Source organism: Enterobacter sp. TCD1-1 (assembly GCF_020567405.1).
Taxonomy (GTDB): domain Bacteria; phylum Pseudomonadota; class Gammaproteobacteria; order Enterobacterales; family Enterobacteriaceae; genus Enterobacter; species Enterobacter quasiroggenkampii.
Map to the genome: position 1 here is coordinate 1,090,337 of NZ_JAJCXF010000001.1, position 16,892 is coordinate 1,107,228.

The 16,892-nt window shown below is 57.4% G+C and carries 15 protein-coding genes; 3 read left to right on the forward strand and 12 right to left on the reverse strand.

Annotated features, from left to right (window positions below; translation table 11 throughout):
* Window positions 1-9: 9 nt before the first annotated feature.
* The 7 genes from rsxD to blr all read right to left on the reverse strand — a co-directional run bounded on the left by rsxD (window position 10) and on the right by blr (window position 5,412).
* A complete protein-coding gene (gene rsxD / locus LJA86_RS05325) occupies window positions 10-1,062 on the reverse strand; it encodes an electron transport complex subunit RsxD (protein WP_196352546.1) in 1,053 nt (350 codons plus the stop codon).
* Window positions 1,063-3,084, reverse strand: coding sequence for an electron transport complex subunit RsxC (gene rsxC / locus LJA86_RS05330; RefSeq protein ID WP_229225744.1), 2,022 nt, complete (start codon window positions 3,082-3,084; stop codon window positions 1,063-1,065). It abuts the gene before it with no gap.
* Window positions 3,077-3,655, reverse strand: coding sequence for an electron transport complex subunit RsxB (rsxB, locus tag LJA86_RS05335; protein ID WP_032651615.1), 579 nt, complete (start codon window positions 3,653-3,655; stop codon window positions 3,077-3,079). The genes rsxC and rsxB overlap by 8 nt, the downstream gene beginning before the upstream one ends.
* On the reverse strand, window positions 3,655-4,236 hold the full coding sequence (gene rsxA, locus LJA86_RS05340) for an electron transport complex subunit RsxA (RefSeq protein ID WP_008500564.1): 582 nt from the start codon (window positions 4,234-4,236) through the stop codon (window positions 3,655-3,657). The genes rsxB and rsxA overlap by 1 nt, the downstream gene beginning before the upstream one ends.
* A 76-nt stretch (window positions 4,237-4,312) precedes the next feature.
* Window positions 4,313-4,753 (reverse strand): DUF2569 domain-containing protein, encoded by a 441-nt coding sequence (locus LJA86_RS05345; RefSeq protein WP_167212935.1) that lies wholly within the window; start codon window positions 4,751-4,753, stop codon window positions 4,313-4,315.
* 86 nt (window positions 4,754-4,839) lie between these two features.
* Window positions 4,840-5,055 carry a transcription modulator YdgT gene (gene ydgT / locus LJA86_RS05350; RefSeq protein WP_013096896.1) on the reverse strand — a complete coding sequence of 72 codons (216 nt, stop codon included), beginning with the start codon at window positions 5,053-5,055 and terminating at the stop codon, window positions 4,840-4,842.
* A 231-nt stretch (window positions 5,056-5,286) separates the two neighbouring features.
* The gene (blr, locus tag LJA86_RS05355; protein ID WP_168112406.1) at window positions 5,287-5,412 is read right to left on the reverse strand and encodes a division septum protein Blr; all 126 of its coding nucleotides are present in this window, start codon (window positions 5,410-5,412) and stop codon (window positions 5,287-5,289) included.
* A 243-nt stretch (window positions 5,413-5,655) separates the two neighbouring features.
* Here blr and LJA86_RS05360 point away from each other — a divergent pair, with 243 nt between their 5' ends.
* Entirely contained in the window at window positions 5,656-6,696 is a 1,041-nt protein-coding gene (locus tag LJA86_RS05360) for an oxidoreductase (RefSeq protein ID WP_045910337.1), read from the forward strand.
* A gap of 54 nt (window positions 6,697-6,750) precedes the next feature.
* On the opposite strand, the gene add is transcribed toward LJA86_RS05360, so the two are convergent.
* From add to malX, 3 genes are all read right to left on the reverse strand, one after another.
* Entirely contained in the window at window positions 6,751-7,752 is a 1,002-nt protein-coding gene (add, locus tag LJA86_RS05365; RefSeq protein ID WP_023343982.1) for an adenosine deaminase, read from the reverse strand.
* 96 nt (window positions 7,753-7,848) lie between these two features.
* On the reverse strand, window positions 7,849-9,021 hold the full coding sequence (locus LJA86_RS05370) for a MalY/PatB family protein (RefSeq protein ID WP_229225745.1): 1,173 nt from the start codon (window positions 9,019-9,021) through the stop codon (window positions 7,849-7,851).
* 48 nt (window positions 9,022-9,069) lie between these two features.
* The gene (gene malX, locus LJA86_RS05375; protein WP_229225746.1) at window positions 9,070-10,662 is read right to left on the reverse strand and encodes a maltose/glucose-specific PTS transporter subunit IIBC; all 1,593 of its coding nucleotides are present in this window, start codon (window positions 10,660-10,662) and stop codon (window positions 9,070-9,072) included.
* Between the two features lie 179 nt (window positions 10,663-10,841).
* On the opposite strand from malX, the gene LJA86_RS05380 reads away from it, so the two are divergent.
* Complete coding sequence (locus LJA86_RS05380) at window positions 10,842-11,870, forward strand: Mal regulon transcriptional regulator MalI (RefSeq protein ID WP_021241148.1); 1,029 nt, start codon at window positions 10,842-10,844, stop codon at window positions 11,868-11,870.
* Window positions 11,871-11,968: 98 nt separating this feature from the next.
* Here LJA86_RS05380 and LJA86_RS05385 read toward each other — a convergent pair whose 3' ends face one another.
* Together LJA86_RS05385 and manA are read right to left on the reverse strand one after the other, a co-directional pair.
* A complete protein-coding gene (locus LJA86_RS05385) occupies window positions 11,969-13,501 on the reverse strand; it encodes a YdgA family protein (RefSeq protein ID WP_045910341.1) in 1,533 nt (510 codons plus the stop codon).
* Between the two features lie 214 nt (window positions 13,502-13,715).
* Window positions 13,716-14,900: a mannose-6-phosphate isomerase gene (manA, locus tag LJA86_RS05390; RefSeq protein WP_229225747.1), complete on the reverse strand. Its 1,185-nt coding sequence runs from the start codon at window positions 14,898-14,900 to the stop codon at window positions 13,716-13,718.
* Window positions 14,901-15,099: 199 nt separating this feature from the next.
* On the opposite strand from manA, the gene fumA reads away from it, so the two are divergent.
* Complete coding sequence (fumA, locus tag LJA86_RS05395) at window positions 15,100-16,746, forward strand: class I fumarate hydratase FumA (protein WP_028012930.1); 1,647 nt, start codon at window positions 15,100-15,102, stop codon at window positions 16,744-16,746.
* The last annotated feature ends 146 nt before the right edge of the window (window positions 16,747-16,892 follow it).

Genomic DNA, 16,892 nt, shown 5'->3' on the forward strand with positions numbered 1-16,892 from the left:
GCGAAACCCTTAGCGATGACCGTACACGCGTGGACGCGTGTAATAGTCGATGAGCGGAACGGTTATATTGGCGAGCAGGACGGCAAAAGCCACGCCGTCCGGGTAGCCGCCGAAGCTGCGAATGAGCCAGACCAGCAGGCCTGCCAGCGCGCCGAAGATCAGGCGTCCGCGGTTAGTCGTTGAGGCCGTTACCGGATCCGTCAGGATAAAGAAGGCACCCAGCATGGTCGCGCCGGAGAGCAGGTGCATCTGCGGGCTGGCCAGTGATTCAGGAGAGAATACCCAGCCCAGCGTGGCGCAGACCGCCAGCGTCACGAGGAAGCTGACCGGAATATGCCAGCGGATGGCTTTCTGTTGCAGCAGGAACAGGCCGCCCAGCAGATACGCCAGGTTGACCCACTGCCAGCCGGCACCCGCCAGCACGCCGCTGTAGATCGCCGATTTCATGATCTGCTCAACGCTGTGCCCGGCATGCAGGGACGTTTTAAAGGTATCAAGCGGCGTCGCCTGGCTGATACCGTCCACGCCCATACGCAGCGCGTTCATATCGGCACCGAGTACCGTATGGCCGGTAAAGATCACGTGCAGAGCATCCATGAAGCCCGGAACCGTGGCCGCAATCTCGTGCGGTGGCAGCCAGCTGGTCATCTGTACCGGGAAGGAGATCAGCAGCACCACGTAGCCAATCATCGCCGGGTTAAACGGGTTATGGCCCAGTCCACCATACAGCTGTTTGGCAATGATCACCGCAAACACGGTGCCGAGGATCACCATCCACCACGGGGCAAACGGCGGGATACTGATCGCCAGCAGCAGGCCGGTCAGCAACGCGGAGTTATCGGCAAGAATGCGGGAGACCGCTGCCTTGCGCAGCTTAAGGACAAGCGCTTCCGCCGCCAGGGCGCTGGCGCAGCCCAGGATTATCTGGAACAGGGTTCCCCAGCCGAAAAACCAGCACTGAACGGCAATGCCCGGCAGCGCCGCCAGGCAGACCAGCATCATAATGCGCGATGTCTGGCGCTGATTGTGGGTGTAAGGGGAGCTTGCGATTCTGAAAACCATTTAATCCTCGTTAACTGCTTGCTGTGCGGCTTTCTTTGCCTGAACGCGCGCAATGGCGGCGGCGACGGCGGCTTTGCGCGGGTCATCGTTGGCGGCCTGCGGTTGTTCATCCTGCTGCGCCGCTTTGCGCGCTTTAGCGCGGGCAATCGCCGCTTCGACGGCGGCTTTACGCGGGTCAACCGGCGCTTCGGGTTCTGCGGTTTGCGTCTGCTGTGCCGCCTTGCGCGCTTTGGCACGGGCAATCGCCGCCTCAACGGCCGCTTTGCGAGGGTCGACCGGTTCCTGCTCAACCACCACGTTCTGCTCGCCGGCTTTGCGTGCTTTGGCGCGGGCTATTGCTGCTTCAACGGCGGCTTTGCGTGGGTCAACCTCAGCATCCGTCTGGGTTGTTTGCGCTTTTTCTGCCTGACGGGCGCGGGCCTGAGCTTTACGCGCTTCACGCGCAGCAATCGCTTCGCTGTTGTCCGGCTTCTCGCCGGCCGGGATCACCACAGGCTGCGCCGCAGTGGCTTTTTTCTCGCGAACGCGCGCCAGTGCGGCGTTAATCGCATCCTGATCTTTCTCGCCAGGCTGAACGGCGGCCTGCTTATGGCGCTCCTGACGAGCAATTTTTTCGCGTTCCAGTCGTGCCTGACGCGCTTCAAAGCGCGCTTTGGCTTCTGCCGCGCGTTTTTCTTCCATGGAGATGGCATAAATTTCCGCCTTCTCCTGGCGGAAATACTGCACCAGAGGAATGTTGCTAGGGCAGACCCAGGCGCAGGCGCCGCATTCGATACAGTCGGCCAGGTTATGGGCTTTCGCCTTGTCGTGCAGTTGGCCTTTGCTGTACCAGTACAGCTGCTGCGGAAGCAGATCCGCCGGGCAGGCGTCGGCACAGGCGCTGCAGCGAATACAGCCTTTTTCTTCCTGCTCTTCACCCATCTCGGTCGGGGAAGGGGCGAGCAGGCAGTTGGTGATTTTGACCACCGGCACATCGAGCCACGGCAGGGTAAAGCCCATCAGCGGACCGCCCATGATCACCATCTGGTCGCTTGACGGGCAAAACTCAGCCTGCTCCAGCAGGTGACGCACCGGCGTACCCAGACGCGCCCAGACGTTGCCCGGACGAGAGACCGCTTCCCCGGTCAGCGTCACCACGCGCTCGGTCAGCGGCTCGCCGTCGATCACCGCGCGCTTCACGGCGTACGCGGTGCCGACGTTCTGCATCAGCACGCCGATATCTGAAGAGCGTCCGCCGTGCGGAACCTGCTTACCGGTGAGAATTTGCGTCAGCTGTTTAGCACCGCCAGAGGGGTACTTGGTCGGGATAACGCGCAGGCTAATATCGTGACTGCCCGCCAGCACGGCGCGCAGCATAGAGATAGCCTGCGGTTTATTGTCTTCGATACCGATCAGCACTTCCCGCGGCTGCAGAATGTGCGTGAGGATGCGGATGCCTTCCACCACCTGGGCGGCGCAGTCCTGCATCAGACGATCGTCGGCGGTGATGTACGGTTCGCATTCGGCGGCGTTGATAATCAGCGTCTGAATCTTATCGCCACCGCCGCGCAGTTTGACGCCGGTCGGGAAGCCTGCGCCGCCGAGGCCGGCAACGCCGAACTGATGAATGCGCTCGATGAGCGCTTCGCGGCTATGGGAGCGGTAGTCGCTCCAGCCGTCACGGTCGATCCAGCGGTCTTCGCCGTCGGCTTCAATTATCACGCTCAGCTCTGAGAGCGCTGATGGATGGGCCACCGTATGGGGCGCGATGGCGACCACCTTACCGGAGGTGGGGGCGTGCACCGGCAGCATACGTCCGCGACCAAAGGTCAGCGGCTGACCGCGAAGAACCGTATCGCCTTCTTTCACGCACAGCTCACCCTCCGCGCCGATGTGCTGCTTGAGCGGCATAACGAAACGGGTCGCCAGCGGAATTTGACGCAGCGGCGTGCCGTTAGACTGGGTTTTCATCTCCGGTGGGTGAATACCCCCGTCAAAGTCCCAAATCTTCTCTTTTCTGAAAGCAGAAAATAACTTAAGCATGTTGTTCCACAGGAATATTGCGAACCGGAATGGTTTGAAGATCCCACTTCCAGCTTTCGGTAGTCGTTTCAACCGGGCGCAGCTCGATACATTGCGTCGGGCAGGGTGCTACGCAGAGGTTACAGCCGGTGCACAGGTCCGCCACCACGGTGTGCATGGCGCGCGTTGCGCCAACAATGGCGTCGACCGGGCAGGCCTGAATACATTTGGTGCAGCCGATGCAGTTCGCTTCGTCGATCACGGCCAGCGCGCGGACTGGCTCCTGCACATCCGCATCGCCGTCAACTGGCTGCGGATCAACGTTTAGCAGGGCCGCAATTTTCAACATCACCGCTTCGCCACCGGGCGCACAGCGGTTAATTTTCTCACCCTGAACCCCTACCGCTTCGGCATAGGGGCGGCAGCCCGGGTAGCCACACTGCCCGCACTGGCTTTGTGGCAGAAGCTCATCAATTTTCTCTACAACGGGATCGTCCTCTACCGCGAAACGGCGGGAGGCGTAACCCAGGATAAGGCCAAACACCAACCCCAGGACGCTGATAGAGGCGATGGCAATCCAGATAGCATTCATTACAACTTCACCAGACCACTAAAGCCCATAAAGGCCAGAGACATTAAACCGGCGGTCACCAGCGCAATCGCGTTACCGCGGAAGGGCGCAGGAATATCCGCTGCGGCCAGGCGCTCGCGAATAGAGGCAAACAGTACCATGACCAGCGAGAAACCGACGGCCGCAGAAAAACCATACAGCGCCGACTGCATAAAGTTATGGCCAAGGTTGATGTTTAGCAGCGCCACGCCGAGAACGGCGCAGTTGGTGGTGATCAGCGGCAGGAAGATACCCAGCAGGCGATAGAGCGCCGGGCTGGTTTTGCGCACCACCATTTCGGTAAATTGCACCACCACCGCGATAACCAGAATAAAGGCCAGCGTACGGAGATAGGTTAACCCCAGCGGAATGAGGATCCAAGTATCAATCCACCACGCGCAGATGGACGCCAGCGTCATGACGAAGGTCGTCGCCAGCCCCATGCCCATTGCCGTTTCCAGTTTTTTGGAAACGCCCATAAACGGACACAGGCCAAGGAACTTCACCAGAACGAAGTTGTTAACCAGCACGGTGCCGACAAAGAGCAGTAAGTAATCGGTCATTATTTAGCCTGAAATAAAAAAGCCGCCTATTATCGGACAAACACACGCAGGCGACAACAGGTTATCTGTAGGGTTATTACGGGTTCACGAAAGTGTTTTTCACCCGTGTCGAACGCTTAAAGTAGGGCACCAGCAGTGCCGCGGCCAGCAACGGGAAAAGCAGCTGACGAACGGCCAGCGCGTCTGAAACGGGCGAAAAAGCAAATGCCTTCACCGCCAGCAGGACCGAAATCAGCAGCCAGATAATGTAGTGCTTAGGCACATTCTTACGGCGCTTAAAGAAGGCGATGGTCAGCCACAGCGTGTAGTACCACATCCCGATCGCGAAAACGAACGACACAAACCACAACGCAATATTAAGCACGCTTTGCGACATCAGGGTCTGGATGGCGTGGGGGGTAATCAGTGCGGTGGTATAAAGCAGCAGCGCAAGTGATGCGCTTAATAAGGCAACCAGCAGCCATGCCAGTGGGGCGATTAACCAGCCTCCAATGCGTTCTCCAGGCGTTGCGGTCATGAACTCTCCCATAATCTGCGCGAAATGTTGTACAGCCAGTTGGCAGGGCGGAGAGTATATAACATTTCGCGCGGATGGCTACTTTCTTATAAAACGTAACGCCATACGGACTTAGGCACTTCGCCGACGTTGAACAAACGACCACCGGAGACCAGCTCCGCACGGCGATGGTCAGCGGCGCGATACATATTAATGATGTCCTGATTATCCGACAGGGTGTAGTTCAGATGGTCAAACAGTTTTTCCAGGCTCTCAAGCGAATTGATCTTGCGAAATTTTAATAAATAGTCCTGAACTGTCATATTAATAAGTTTCCATATAAAAGTGAGTAATACCAGTTAAGGTAATTCGTTCGAATAATAAACGGATTAATAAAGACGTAAACAGCCCACTCAGGTAACGCGACGAAATTAGGAGTTTTCTTTGCTGAAATTCAGGCATCAGACGATGCCTGGAAGAGAAGGTTAACCGTGTTCACCAGGGCTGGCAATAAGTAACTGACATATTATGTCACTCTTTATTGCAGTAACCGGTTACTTAGGTTGAGCGACGGTGACAGGCTCCGGCGGCTGGTAGTTATCGATATGGCTGGCAACGCCCAGCAAAATGACCGAAACCCCAAGGACAATCCATCCCGCTAATTCAATGATTCGATTAATAATTGACGTCATGATACGTAATTGTACTTTATCCATAAAGACAGGGCGCAAATGTTACAGCGACGTTTCCCTGACGGCAAGGGCTTTGGGAACGGTTCCCTTAAACAAAATCAGTAGGTTAATACTATGTAACAAAAACAATCCGTATAACCTGCTATTTTACGTCATAGGGCACATTATTAATCCGTGGTAATGCCAGGCTAGCCAGTGTGAAATAAGAACGTCATAACAGAGGATGGCACTATGAGTGATAATATCCGCGTTGGGCTTATCGGTTACGGGTACGCGAGCAAAACGTTTCATGCGCCTCTGATAGCCGGGACGCCGGGCATGGCGCTGGCGGCGGTATCCAGCAGCGACGCTACAAAAGTCCATGCCGACTGGCCTTCCGTGCCGGTTGTCTCAGAGCCGAAACATCTTTTCAACGATCCCAATATTGATTTAATCGTCATCCCCACGCCGAACGATACCCACTTTCCGCTGGCAAAGGCCGCGCTGGAAGCCGGGAAACATGTGGTTGTCGATAAACCCTTCACCGTGACACTGTCACAGGCGCGCGAGCTGGATGCCCTAGCAAAGAGTCTGGGCAGGCTGCTGTCGGTGTTTCATAACCGCCGCTGGGACAGCGATTTTCTGACGGTAAAACGGCTTCTCAGTGAAGGCACGTTAGGGGAGATCCTCTTTTTTGAATCCCACTTTGACCGTTTTCGTCCGCAGGTACGAAACCGCTGGCGCGAGCAGGCCGGCCCTGGCAGCGGCATCTGGTATGATTTAGCCCCGCATCTGCTGGATCAGGCCGTCAATCTTTTTGGCCTTCCGGTGAGCATGACGGTCGATCTGGCCCAGCTCAGACCCGGGGCGCAGACAACCGATTACTTCCACGCGGTGCTCAGTTACCCGCAGCGGCGGATTGTGCTGCACGGTACGATGGTCGCGGCTGCAGAATCTGCCCGCTATATTATTCACGGCACGCGCGGGAGCTACGTGAAGTTTGGTCTCGACCCGCAGGAAGACAGGCTGAAAAACGGTGAGCGTCTGCCGCAGGAAGACTGGGGCTATGATATGCGCGACGGCGTCGTCACGCGGGTGGAAGGCGAGGAGCTGGTCGAAGAGACCTTGCTGACGATACCGGGTAACTATCCGGCGTATTATGCCGCTATCCGCGATGCGCTAAACGGCACGGGGGAGAACCCGGTTCCGGCCAGCCAGGCGATACAGATTATGGAGCTGATTGAGCTGGGCATCGAATCTGCCAAACATCGCGCCACGCTCTGTCTGGCATAAGTTTTGACGTTGTTGTAGGCCGGGTAAGGCGTAGCCGCCACCCGGCAAAAGGGTTTACGCGGTTGCCACCTTATCCCGCAGAGCCTGCTTCTCCGCAGGCGTCAGGAAGGCGATCTCCAGCCCGTTAATCTGCGCCTGACGGATCTGCTCGCGGCTCAACCCCGCCTGCGGAGCTGCGATGTTGTACTCGTGGATGATATCCACGCCCTGAACCGCCGGATCGTCCGTATTCAGAGAGGCCAGCACGCCGTGTTCAAGGAACGTTTTCAGCGGGTGCTGCGACAGCGATGCTACGGTGCTGGTCTGAATGTTAGACGTCAGGCATGACTCAATACCGATACGCTGCTCCGCCAGGAAATCCATCAGCGCGCGATCTTCGACTGCCTTCACGCCGTGACCAATACGCTCTGCGCCCAGCTCGCGGATGGCCTGCCAGATGCTTTCCGGGCCAGCCGCTTCACCCGCATGTACGGTAATGTGCCAGCCGGCATCGCGCGCGCGGTTGAAGTGGGAGAGGAACAGGCTACCCGGGAAGCCCAGTTCGTCACCGGCGAGGTCGACGGCGGTGATGGCATCACGATGGGCCAGCAGCGCCTCCAGCTCCTGCAGGCAGGCGGCTTCACCGAACGTACGGCTCATGATGCCGATCAGGCGGGCCTGAACGTCGAAGGTTTTACACCCTTCGCGGACGCCTTCAATGACGGCTTCCACCACGCCTGCAACGGGCAGGTTGTGGGTCATCGCCATATAGCCCGGCGAGAAGCGCAGCTCGACGTAGTGCAGGCCGTTGCGGGCGGCATCTTCGATGTTCTCAAACGCCACGCGGCGGCAGGCATCCAGCGACGCCAGCATCTTCACGCCCCAGTCGAGTTTGCTCAGGAAGCTCACCAGGTCCGGTTCATTAGAGGTCACCTGTACGTGAGGGATCAAGGACTCAAGGGTCTGAGCAGGAAGCGTTAAATTGAACTGGCGGCCAAGATCGAGGATGGTTTGGGCACGAATGTTACCGTCAAGGTGACGATGAATATCAGTTAAAGGCAGGCGTGTATCAATCATGGTCGCACTCTTTTCTGGTTAAAGTGCGCCATATTATAAAAACAAAACGGGGTAAAAAGCTATTTGCGCAAGGGAATATTCCGTTGCGCAAGTTAATTACAGGAGCGTGTTAATCCCGGCGATGAGGCGTTGAACTCCTTGCTCCAGCTTGCTGCGGGGGCAGCCCGCATTTAAGCGCACGAAGCCATATCCCTCTTTCCCGTAGGTATATCCCGGCATGATGGCGACTTTTTGCTGATCGATCAGCACTTTTTGCAGCGCCCGATCGTCAATGTTCAGTGGGCGCAGATCGATCCAGGCCAGATAGGTCGCTTCCGGTGGCTGCCAGTTCAGTTTCGGAAAAGCGCGGTTTACTTCCTGCGCAATATACGACAAATTCCCTTCGAGATAACCCCGCAGGGCATCCAGCCACGGCTCCCCCTGCTGGTAGGCGGCGATATGCGCCGTCAGCGCCAGCACGGAAGGGGAAGAGAGCCCGTCCCGTCCTTTTAGCGCGCTGAGATAGCCGTTACGGCTCTCTACGTTGCCGATCAGGCCGTAAGCCCCGGTCAGCGCCGGAATGTTAAAGCTTTTCGAGCCGGAGGTCAGAAGCGCCCATTTGCCCCGCGCCACGGCGTTCCACGGCGTGTGACGATGTTCTCCCCACACCATGTCCATATGGATTTCATCGCTGATAACCGCCACGTCATAGCGTGCGCACAGTTCCGCCATGTGCGTCAGCTCATCCCGCGTCCAGACCTTGCCGGTCGGGTTCTGCGGGCTGCACAGCAGTAAAATTTTGTTTTCCGGTTTCGCCAGCGCCGCTTCGAGGGCCGCCATATTGCCCTGCCAGCCTGCAGCCTGCTTTTCCATCTCAACCGCCACAACACGACGCGCGTTACCCTCTATGGCTTTATAAAACGCATCGTAAGCCGGGGTGTGCACCACCACGCCGTCGCCGGGGGTTGACCAGAGGCGTATCAGTTCAGAGACCATGTAGATGACTGACGGACCATAAACCACGCTTTCAGTATCAATCCGGCTGTTAAAACGCTGCTGGAACCAGTGCGCGACGGCGGCGAGAAACTCGTCGTTTTTCCAGCGGCTATAGCCAAACACGCCGTGATGAATGCGCTGATGCAGCGCGTCGATTATGCAGGGGGCGGTGGCGAAATCCATATCCGAGATGGTGAAGGGCAGCAGATCGTCCGCGCCAAAACGGTCGGCGACGTAGTCCCACTGCGTACACCAGGTGCCGTGTCGATCCACGACGGTGGAGAAATCAAACATGCTTTAATCCTTAACGTAAAACCCCCTCATGGTGAGGGGGCGGAGGCATCAGGCTTCTACTGTTCGCATCAGGGTTGCCAGCTCATCTTTCACTGACTGTACCTGCGGGCCGATAACCACCTGCAAATTGTGCTGATTTAACTGTACCACGCCGATGGCCCGGTTGGCTTTCAGGGCGTTGGTATCCACTTTTGATATATCCGCCACCGACAAACGCAGGCGGGTAATGCAGTTATCCAGCGAGGTGATGTTATCCGCACCGCCCAGCGCCGCCAGAATGGCAGGGGTGTTGTAGCCGGATTTACCCACGGTACCGGCAACCGCCTGTTCCACGCTGGTGGCCGTATCGGTATCGCGGCCTGGCGTTTTCAGGTTAAAGCGGGTGATGGCGAAGCGGAAGATCCCGTAGTACACCACGAACCAGATTGCCGCCACGACCGGCACCAGATACCACTTGGTGGAGAGGCCGTGCAGGATCCCGAAGACCACGAAGTCAATCACGTTGCCGTCGGTGTTACCGATGGTGACGCCCAGCACCGCCATCACGGTAAAGCCCAGACCGGTCAGCACAGCGTGAATCAGATACAGCACCGGCGCAACGAACAGGAACAGGAACTCGATAGGCTCGGTGGTCCCGCCCACGACGCAGGCGATCACGCCGGAAATCAGCAGGCCTTTAATTTTATGACGGTTTTCCGGACGCGCGCAGTGGTACATCGCCAGTGCGGCACCCGGCAGGCCGCCGAGGAAGGCCGGCATTTTACCCTGAGACAGGAAGCGGGTGGCGCTTTCGGAGAAGCCGTGTGTCGTCGGGCAGCTCAGCTGCGCCTGGAAGATGGTCAGCGCACCGCTCACGTCGTGACCGCACACCTCCATCGTCCCGCCCGCTTCGGTGAAGCGAATCAGGGCCACCAGGATATGCTGCAGGCCAAACGGCAGCAGCAGACGCTCGCCGGTACCGAAGATCATCGGACCGAAATCTCCCGCGCCGTTGATGATGCGGCCAATGCCGTTGATGCCCATCGCGAAAACTGGCCAAATCAGCGGAATGATCAGACCAAACAGGCCCATCACCACCAGGGTGATAATCGGTACAAAGCGGGTACCGCCGAAGAAGGCCAGGGCATCCGGCAGACGGATATTGTGGAAGCGTTCGTGCAGCATCCAGATAATCACCCCAGCGATCACCGCCCCGAGGATCCCTGTATCAATAGACTGGATACCAATCACGCTCTGAATGTTGTTAGCTTTCAGCACGGCAGCGTCAGTGGTCGGCAGAATGCCTTTCGCCGTCAGCCAGAAGTTAACCGCGAGGTTCATCACCGCGTAACCCACAAAACCGGCAAACGCCGCGACGCCTTTGTTCTCGCGGGCCAGGCCCAGCGGGATAGCAATACAGAACATCACGGGCAGGAAACTAAACGCGAAGGAGCCGACTTTACTCATCCAGATAAAGATCGCCTGCAGCACGGGGGTGCCGAGGAACGGGATCAGCGTGATGACGTCTTTACTGCTGAGGGAGCTGCCGATACCCAGCATGATCCCGCAGAACGAGAGGAGTGCCACGGGCAGCATAAAGGTTTTACCCAGTTGCTGGAAAAATTCCCACAGCGATATTTTTTGTGCTGCTTTCGCCGTCATAAAACGACTCCTTTATTGTTAAAATCAGTTTGTCTGCTTCAATGCTGCGAGAAGATAAAACGTTTTATCAAAGTTTAGTGCGCGCTAAATCACATTCTCAGGCTTTGACTGGTAGTATAAAGATAACGTATTGATAAAACGTTTTACCGATCTCATTTTTCAGGGAGTCACTCCAGGACATGGCTGTAGCGAAGAAAGTCACCATCAACGATGTCGCGCTGGCGGCGGGGGTTTCCGTCAGCACCGTTTCTCTGGTACTGAGCGGAAAAGGGCGCATCTCTCCCGCGACCGGTCAGCGGGTGAACGAGGCGGTTGAACAGTTGGGCTTTGTGCGTAACCGCCAGGCGTCGGCGTTGCGCGGTGGGCAAAGCGGGGTGATTGGCCTGATTGTTCGTGACCTGACGTCACCGTTCTATGCGGAGTTAACCGCCGGCTTAACCGAAGCGCTTGAAGCGCAGGGGCGGATGGTCTTTCTGCTGCATGGCGGTCGCGAGGCCGATCAGCTGCTTTCCCGGCTCGATATGCTGCTGAACCAGGGGGTGGACGGGGTGATCGTCGCCGGAGCATCGGGCGTGGGCAGTGAACTGTGCGAGCGCGCCGCCGAAAAAGGCGTGCCGCTGGTGTTTGCCTCGCGCGCCAGCTACCTCGACGAAGCCGATACGTTGCGCCCGGATAACATGCAGGCCGCGCAAATGCTGACCGAGCATCTTATTCGTCGTGGGCATCAGCGCATTGCCTGGCTGGGCGGTAAAAGCTCGTCCCTCACCCGCGCCGAGCGGGTCGGCGGCTATTGTGCGACGCTGATTAAATACGGCCTGCCGTTCCACAGCGAGTGGGTCGTGGAGTGTGAATCCAGCCAGAAGATGGCGGCGGAAGCGATAGGCGCGCTGCTGCGAAGCAGCCCGACCATCAGCGCCGTGATTTGCTATAACGATGTGATCGCCATGGGCGCCTGGTTTGGCCTGATCCGCGCCGGGCGCCAGAGCGGCGAGGGCGGGGTGGAAACCTTCTTCGGCCACCAGGTGGCGCTGGGGGCGTTCGCCGACGTCGGGGAAAACGCCCTCGACGACCTGCCGATCGTCTGGGCCACCACCCCTGCGCGGGAGATGGGTTACACCCTGGCGGACAGAATCATGCAGCGTATCGACAATACGGATGTACAGGCCGGGCACCAGATTGTGGCGGCGCGGTTAGTGACGGTGAAATAATATCGCCCGTCGGCGCTGCGCTGGCCCGGAATCGTAGGCCGGGTAAGCGTCAGCGCCACCCGGCAATAAAAAACCCCTCATGCGAGGGGTTTTGACGTTTACTGCTGAGGCGCCGCCGGTTCGGCTGGCGCTGCCGGTTCAGCCGGTTCCGGCATCCCCAGAGCAGGCATACCAAACATGCCGACGAAGTCTTCCAGCGGCATTTTGTCGCCGTTGAGCGTGACCTGGCCGTTGGCGTACTGCAGGCTGGTGGAAATCGTGTTGTTGTCCACCTTCGTGATGCGGAACATCTGGCCCATTGCCGCCAGACCTTTCACCTGCTGGTTCGCCAGCTTGCCGGCATCTTCATCGCCGTAGCCTTCCAGTTTCGCAATCTGGGTCATAAACTCGGTCGCCATATCCATCGGGATGGTCAGCTTGCTGTCGAGCGACTTCACGCTGCGATCCACTTCCTGCGCCAGCGTCTGCGGTTCACCCGTTGCAGTGGCCGGATCTTTCAGGAACAGAGACAGGTTGAAGCTGGTTTCGCCTTTGCTGTTTTTCCAGCTCAGCGGCGCAACGGTGATCACCGGCTCGCCTTTCAGCAGGATCGGCAGGTTGTTGAACAGTACCGCCATCGCCTGCTGCTGGTACACTTCCGGATTCTGCTGCAGTGCGGTATCGGTCAGCAGCGCCTGGCTCTCTTTGCTGTATTTCTGGCTGAATTCGTGCCACGCCTGGCCGTCGATATTGCCGATCTTCAGCGACAATTTGCCGGTGCCCAGATCCTGATTCTGTACTTTCAGGCTCTTCAGCGTGTAATCCAACTGGGTATTAATGCTCTTACCGTCTTTGGACACGTCGGATTTTCCGTTCACGTCCATGCCTTCCAGCACGGCCATCTCTTTCCCTTCAACCGCAATGGCAACTTTATCGAGAGACAGTTTCTGATCGCCGATACGCTCTTTGAAATCGGTCATGCGGCTGTTGCCGTCGGCTTTCAGGTTGTTGAAGGTGAGCTGAACTTTTTGATTGTATTCGTTCACGGCATTGACCAGGCCGCTTTCCGCTTCACCCGTCAGGGAGAACACGTTCCCGTCGCGGTCCGCGTCAAGTTTGAAGTGACCGCCGCTAAAAGCGACTTTCTCATTCTCTTTCTCGTAGTTCAGCGCTTTCAGGGCAATATCAGAACTCGTGTCACCGGCATAGCTGATGCGGGTGTCGATCTCGAAAGGGGAGGTATTTTTGGCCAGGTCGAACAGCGGTTTGGTGACGTCGTTATTCACCAGGACCGTGTGAACGGACGCCATCGACGGGATCAGATTAAAGGACTTCAGCTGCGCCAGCGGGAATGGACCGTGGCTTACCACTTCATCCAGCACCACGCTCTGGCCCGGTTTCAGCCAGCCGTTCTCCGTACCGGCAACCGGCTTCACCACAACCTGCATACGGCTGGTAAACACACCGCGCTCATAGTTCTGGTAGCTCAGCTCAAGGCCCGCTTCCGGCGCGCTACGCTTAATCTCTCCGTTAGCCTGCGCCACCATCTCAGCCAGACGGCCTTCCAGCTGTTTCCCGGTAAACCAGGAGGCACCCGTCCAGACCACGCCTAACGCTACAATCACTCCTACCGCTACGACCGATTTTTTCATTGCGACTATCCCTAAAATGAAACCAGGCGGTAAAAACCGCCTGGAGATATTAAGCCTGCAACTAGCTTAGCAAGAGTTGTTAAAAAAATCAGTAAGTCCCTAATACCCGTCATACTTCAAGTTGCCTGTGCGTTGGCTTTCCTCGCTCACCCCAGTCACGTACTTATGTACGCTCCTGGGGATTCGCTGCGTCGCCGCCTTCATGCAACTCGAATTATTTAGGGTATAGCTTATTGAAAACGCGCGCCAGACGACCGGTGCCGCTTACGCTGACCGGAGACTCATTGGCTGCAACGAATGCTGACTCACCGGGCTTAAGCACCAGATACTGTTCGCCTTTGCGCAGCGTCGCTTCGCCTTCCACGCAGAACAGGATCGCCGCGCTCTCCTGAGCGACCGACGTTTCGGCGCTGCTCAGGTCGTGCAGGGAGAAGGCAAAATCGTCCACCGGAATCGGGAAGTCCAGCTCCGCGCCGTTTTTCACTGGCTGAGTCAGCAGCTCTGCGGCAGGTTTCGCCACAAACTTCACGTTGGCAACCAGCTCGGGGATGTCGATGTATTTTGGCGTCAGGCCCGCGCGCAGCACGTTATCGGAGTTGGCCATCACCTCCAGCGCCACGCCCTGAAGGTAGGCGTGCGGGGTTTCAGCGAACAGGAACATTGCTTCACCCGGATTCAGCTTCACCACGTTCAGCAGCAGAGGGGAGAACAGGCCGCTGTCGTCCGGATAGAATTCGGAAATCAGACGGATGGTCTCCCACGGTTCACCTTGCTGGCTGTCCAGGGCGGCTTTCAGTACCGCCAGCGCGTGGGACTTCTCTTCACCCTGCATATTCAGCAGGCTGGCAAACAGCTGGCTCAGCGCGTCGGCATTCGGGTTTTCAAGGAAATGCGCGATAGCGTTATGGGCACCCGCGACCGGCTGCAGCAGGGAGATAATTTCTGAAAACTCGCGGAATGCGTTCATCGCCAGGAACGGCGTCAGCGCGAACACCAGCTCCGGCTTGTGGTTAGGATCTTTGTAGTTACGCTCGGCGGCGTCTAACGGAATACCTGCCGCGTTCTCTTTCGCAAAGCCGATTTCAGACGCTTGCTTGTTCGGGTGAACCTGGATGGAGAGCGGCTGGTCTGCGCACAGCACTTTAAACAGGAACGGCAGTTCGCCAAAGCGCTGAGCCACCTTGTCGCCCAGCAGCGCGGCTTTATCGGCCTCTATTACGTCACGCAGGCTGCGCACCTGGCCGCTGGCGTCTTCAATTTTTGAGCTGCTCTTCGGGTGCGCCCCCATCCACAGTTCTGCCATCGGCAGGTTGTTCGGGTTCGCGATACCGTAGAGATCCGTTAACGCAGTTTTACTTCCCCAGGCGTAGTTCTGCACTGAGTTAATGAGTTTTTGCATTATCAAGCCCTGATTCAATGATGGAATTAACTCCGGGTATTAAAGCAATAAACCACATGGAAGTAACCTGTGGATGTAAAAAGTCGTACTAGTCTCAGTTTTTGTTAAAAAATTGTGTAGGATAAGCTGACTCGCTTTTAAGCCGGGCAGCGGAACATCTGCCCTGAATAAACAGACCGAAGCAGTAAGTGAGAGAACAATGTCGAATAAACCCTTCCATTATCAGGATCCTTTTCCCCTCAGTAAGGATCAGACCGAGTATTACCTGTTAACCCGCGATCACGTCTCCGTCTCTGAGTTTGAAGGACAAGAGATCCTCAAGGTGGATCCGCAGGCGCTGACGCTGCTGGCGCAGCACGCTTTCCACGACGCCTCGTTTATGCTCCGTCCTGCCCATCAGCAGCAGGTGGCCGATATTCTGAGTGACCCGGAAGCCAGCGAAAACGATAAGTACGTTGCCCTGCAGTTCCTGCGTAACTCCGATATCGCGGCGAAAGGCATTCTGCCAACCTGTCAGGATACCGGTACGGCGATCATCGTCGGTAAAAAAGGCCAGCGCGTCTGGACCGGCGGCGGTGATGAAGCGGCGCTGGCGCACGGTGTTTATAACACCTACACCGAAGACAACCTGCGCTATTCGCAAAACGCCGCGCTGGACATGTACAAAGAGGTCAACACCGGCACCAACCTGCCAGCACAGATTGACCTCTACAGCGTCGACGGTGATGAGTACAAATTCCTCTGTATCGCCAAAGGCGGCGGTTCGGCCAACAAAACCTATCTCTATCAGGAAACCAAAGCGCTGCTTACCCCGGGCAAGCTGAAGAACTACCTGGTTGAGAAGATGCGCACCCTCGGCACCGCGGCGTGCCCGCCGTACCATATCGCGTTTGTGATTGGCGGTACCTCGGCGGAAAGCACGCTGAAAACCGTGAAGCTGGCCTCAACCAAATACTACGACGGCCTGCCTACCGAAGGTAACGAGCACGGGCAGGCGTTCCGCGACGTGCAGCTTGAGCAGGAGCTGCTGGAAGAAGCGCGTAACCTGGGCCTCGGCGCGCAGTTTGGCGGCAAATACTTCGCTCACGACGTGCGCGTGATCCGTCTTCCGCGTCACGGCGCTTCCTGCCCGGTCGGGATGGGCGTCTCCTGCTCTGCGGATCGCAACATCAAAGCGAAGATCAACCGCGAAGGCGTGTGGATCGAAAAACTGGAAAACAACCCGGGTAAATACATTCCGGAAGCGCTGCGTAAAGCGGGCGAGGGGGAAGCGGTTCGCGTTGACCTGAACCGTCCGATGAAAGAGATCCTGGCGCAGCTGTCTCAGTATCCGGTTTCGACCCGTCTCTCCCTCAACGGCACGATTATCGTGGGCCGTGACATCGCGCACGCGAAGCTGAAAGAGCGCCTGGACAACGGCGAAGGGCTGCCGCAGTACATTAAAGATCACCCGATCTACTACGCGGGCCCGGCGAAAACGCCTGAAGGTTACGCCTCTGGCTCGTTAGGCCCGACTACGGCTGGCCGTATGGACTCGTACGTCGACCAGTTGCAGGCCAACGGTGGCAGCATGATCATGCTCGCGAAAGGCAACCGCAGCCAGCAGGTGACGGACGCCTGCCACAAGCACGGCGGCTTCTACCTCGGCAGCATCGGCGGCCCGGCTGCGGTTCTGGCGCAGGGCAGCATCAAGAGCCTGGAGTGCGTGGAATACCCGGAACTGGGTATGGAAGCGATCTGGAAAATTGAAGTGGAAGATTTCCCGGCGTTTATCCTCGTGGATGACAAAGGCAACGACTTCTTCAAGCAGATCCAGTCGTCCCAGTGTTCGGCGTGTGTGAAGTAATTCTGTAAATTGCCGGGTGGCGCTGACGCTTACCCGGCCTGGATTCTCGTAGGTCGGGTAAGGCGCAGCCGCCACCCGACACCAAAAAGAGCGCACAAAGCGCCATAACGTTTCTCAGAAGTCATCAATACTTATCTCTTAAGCAT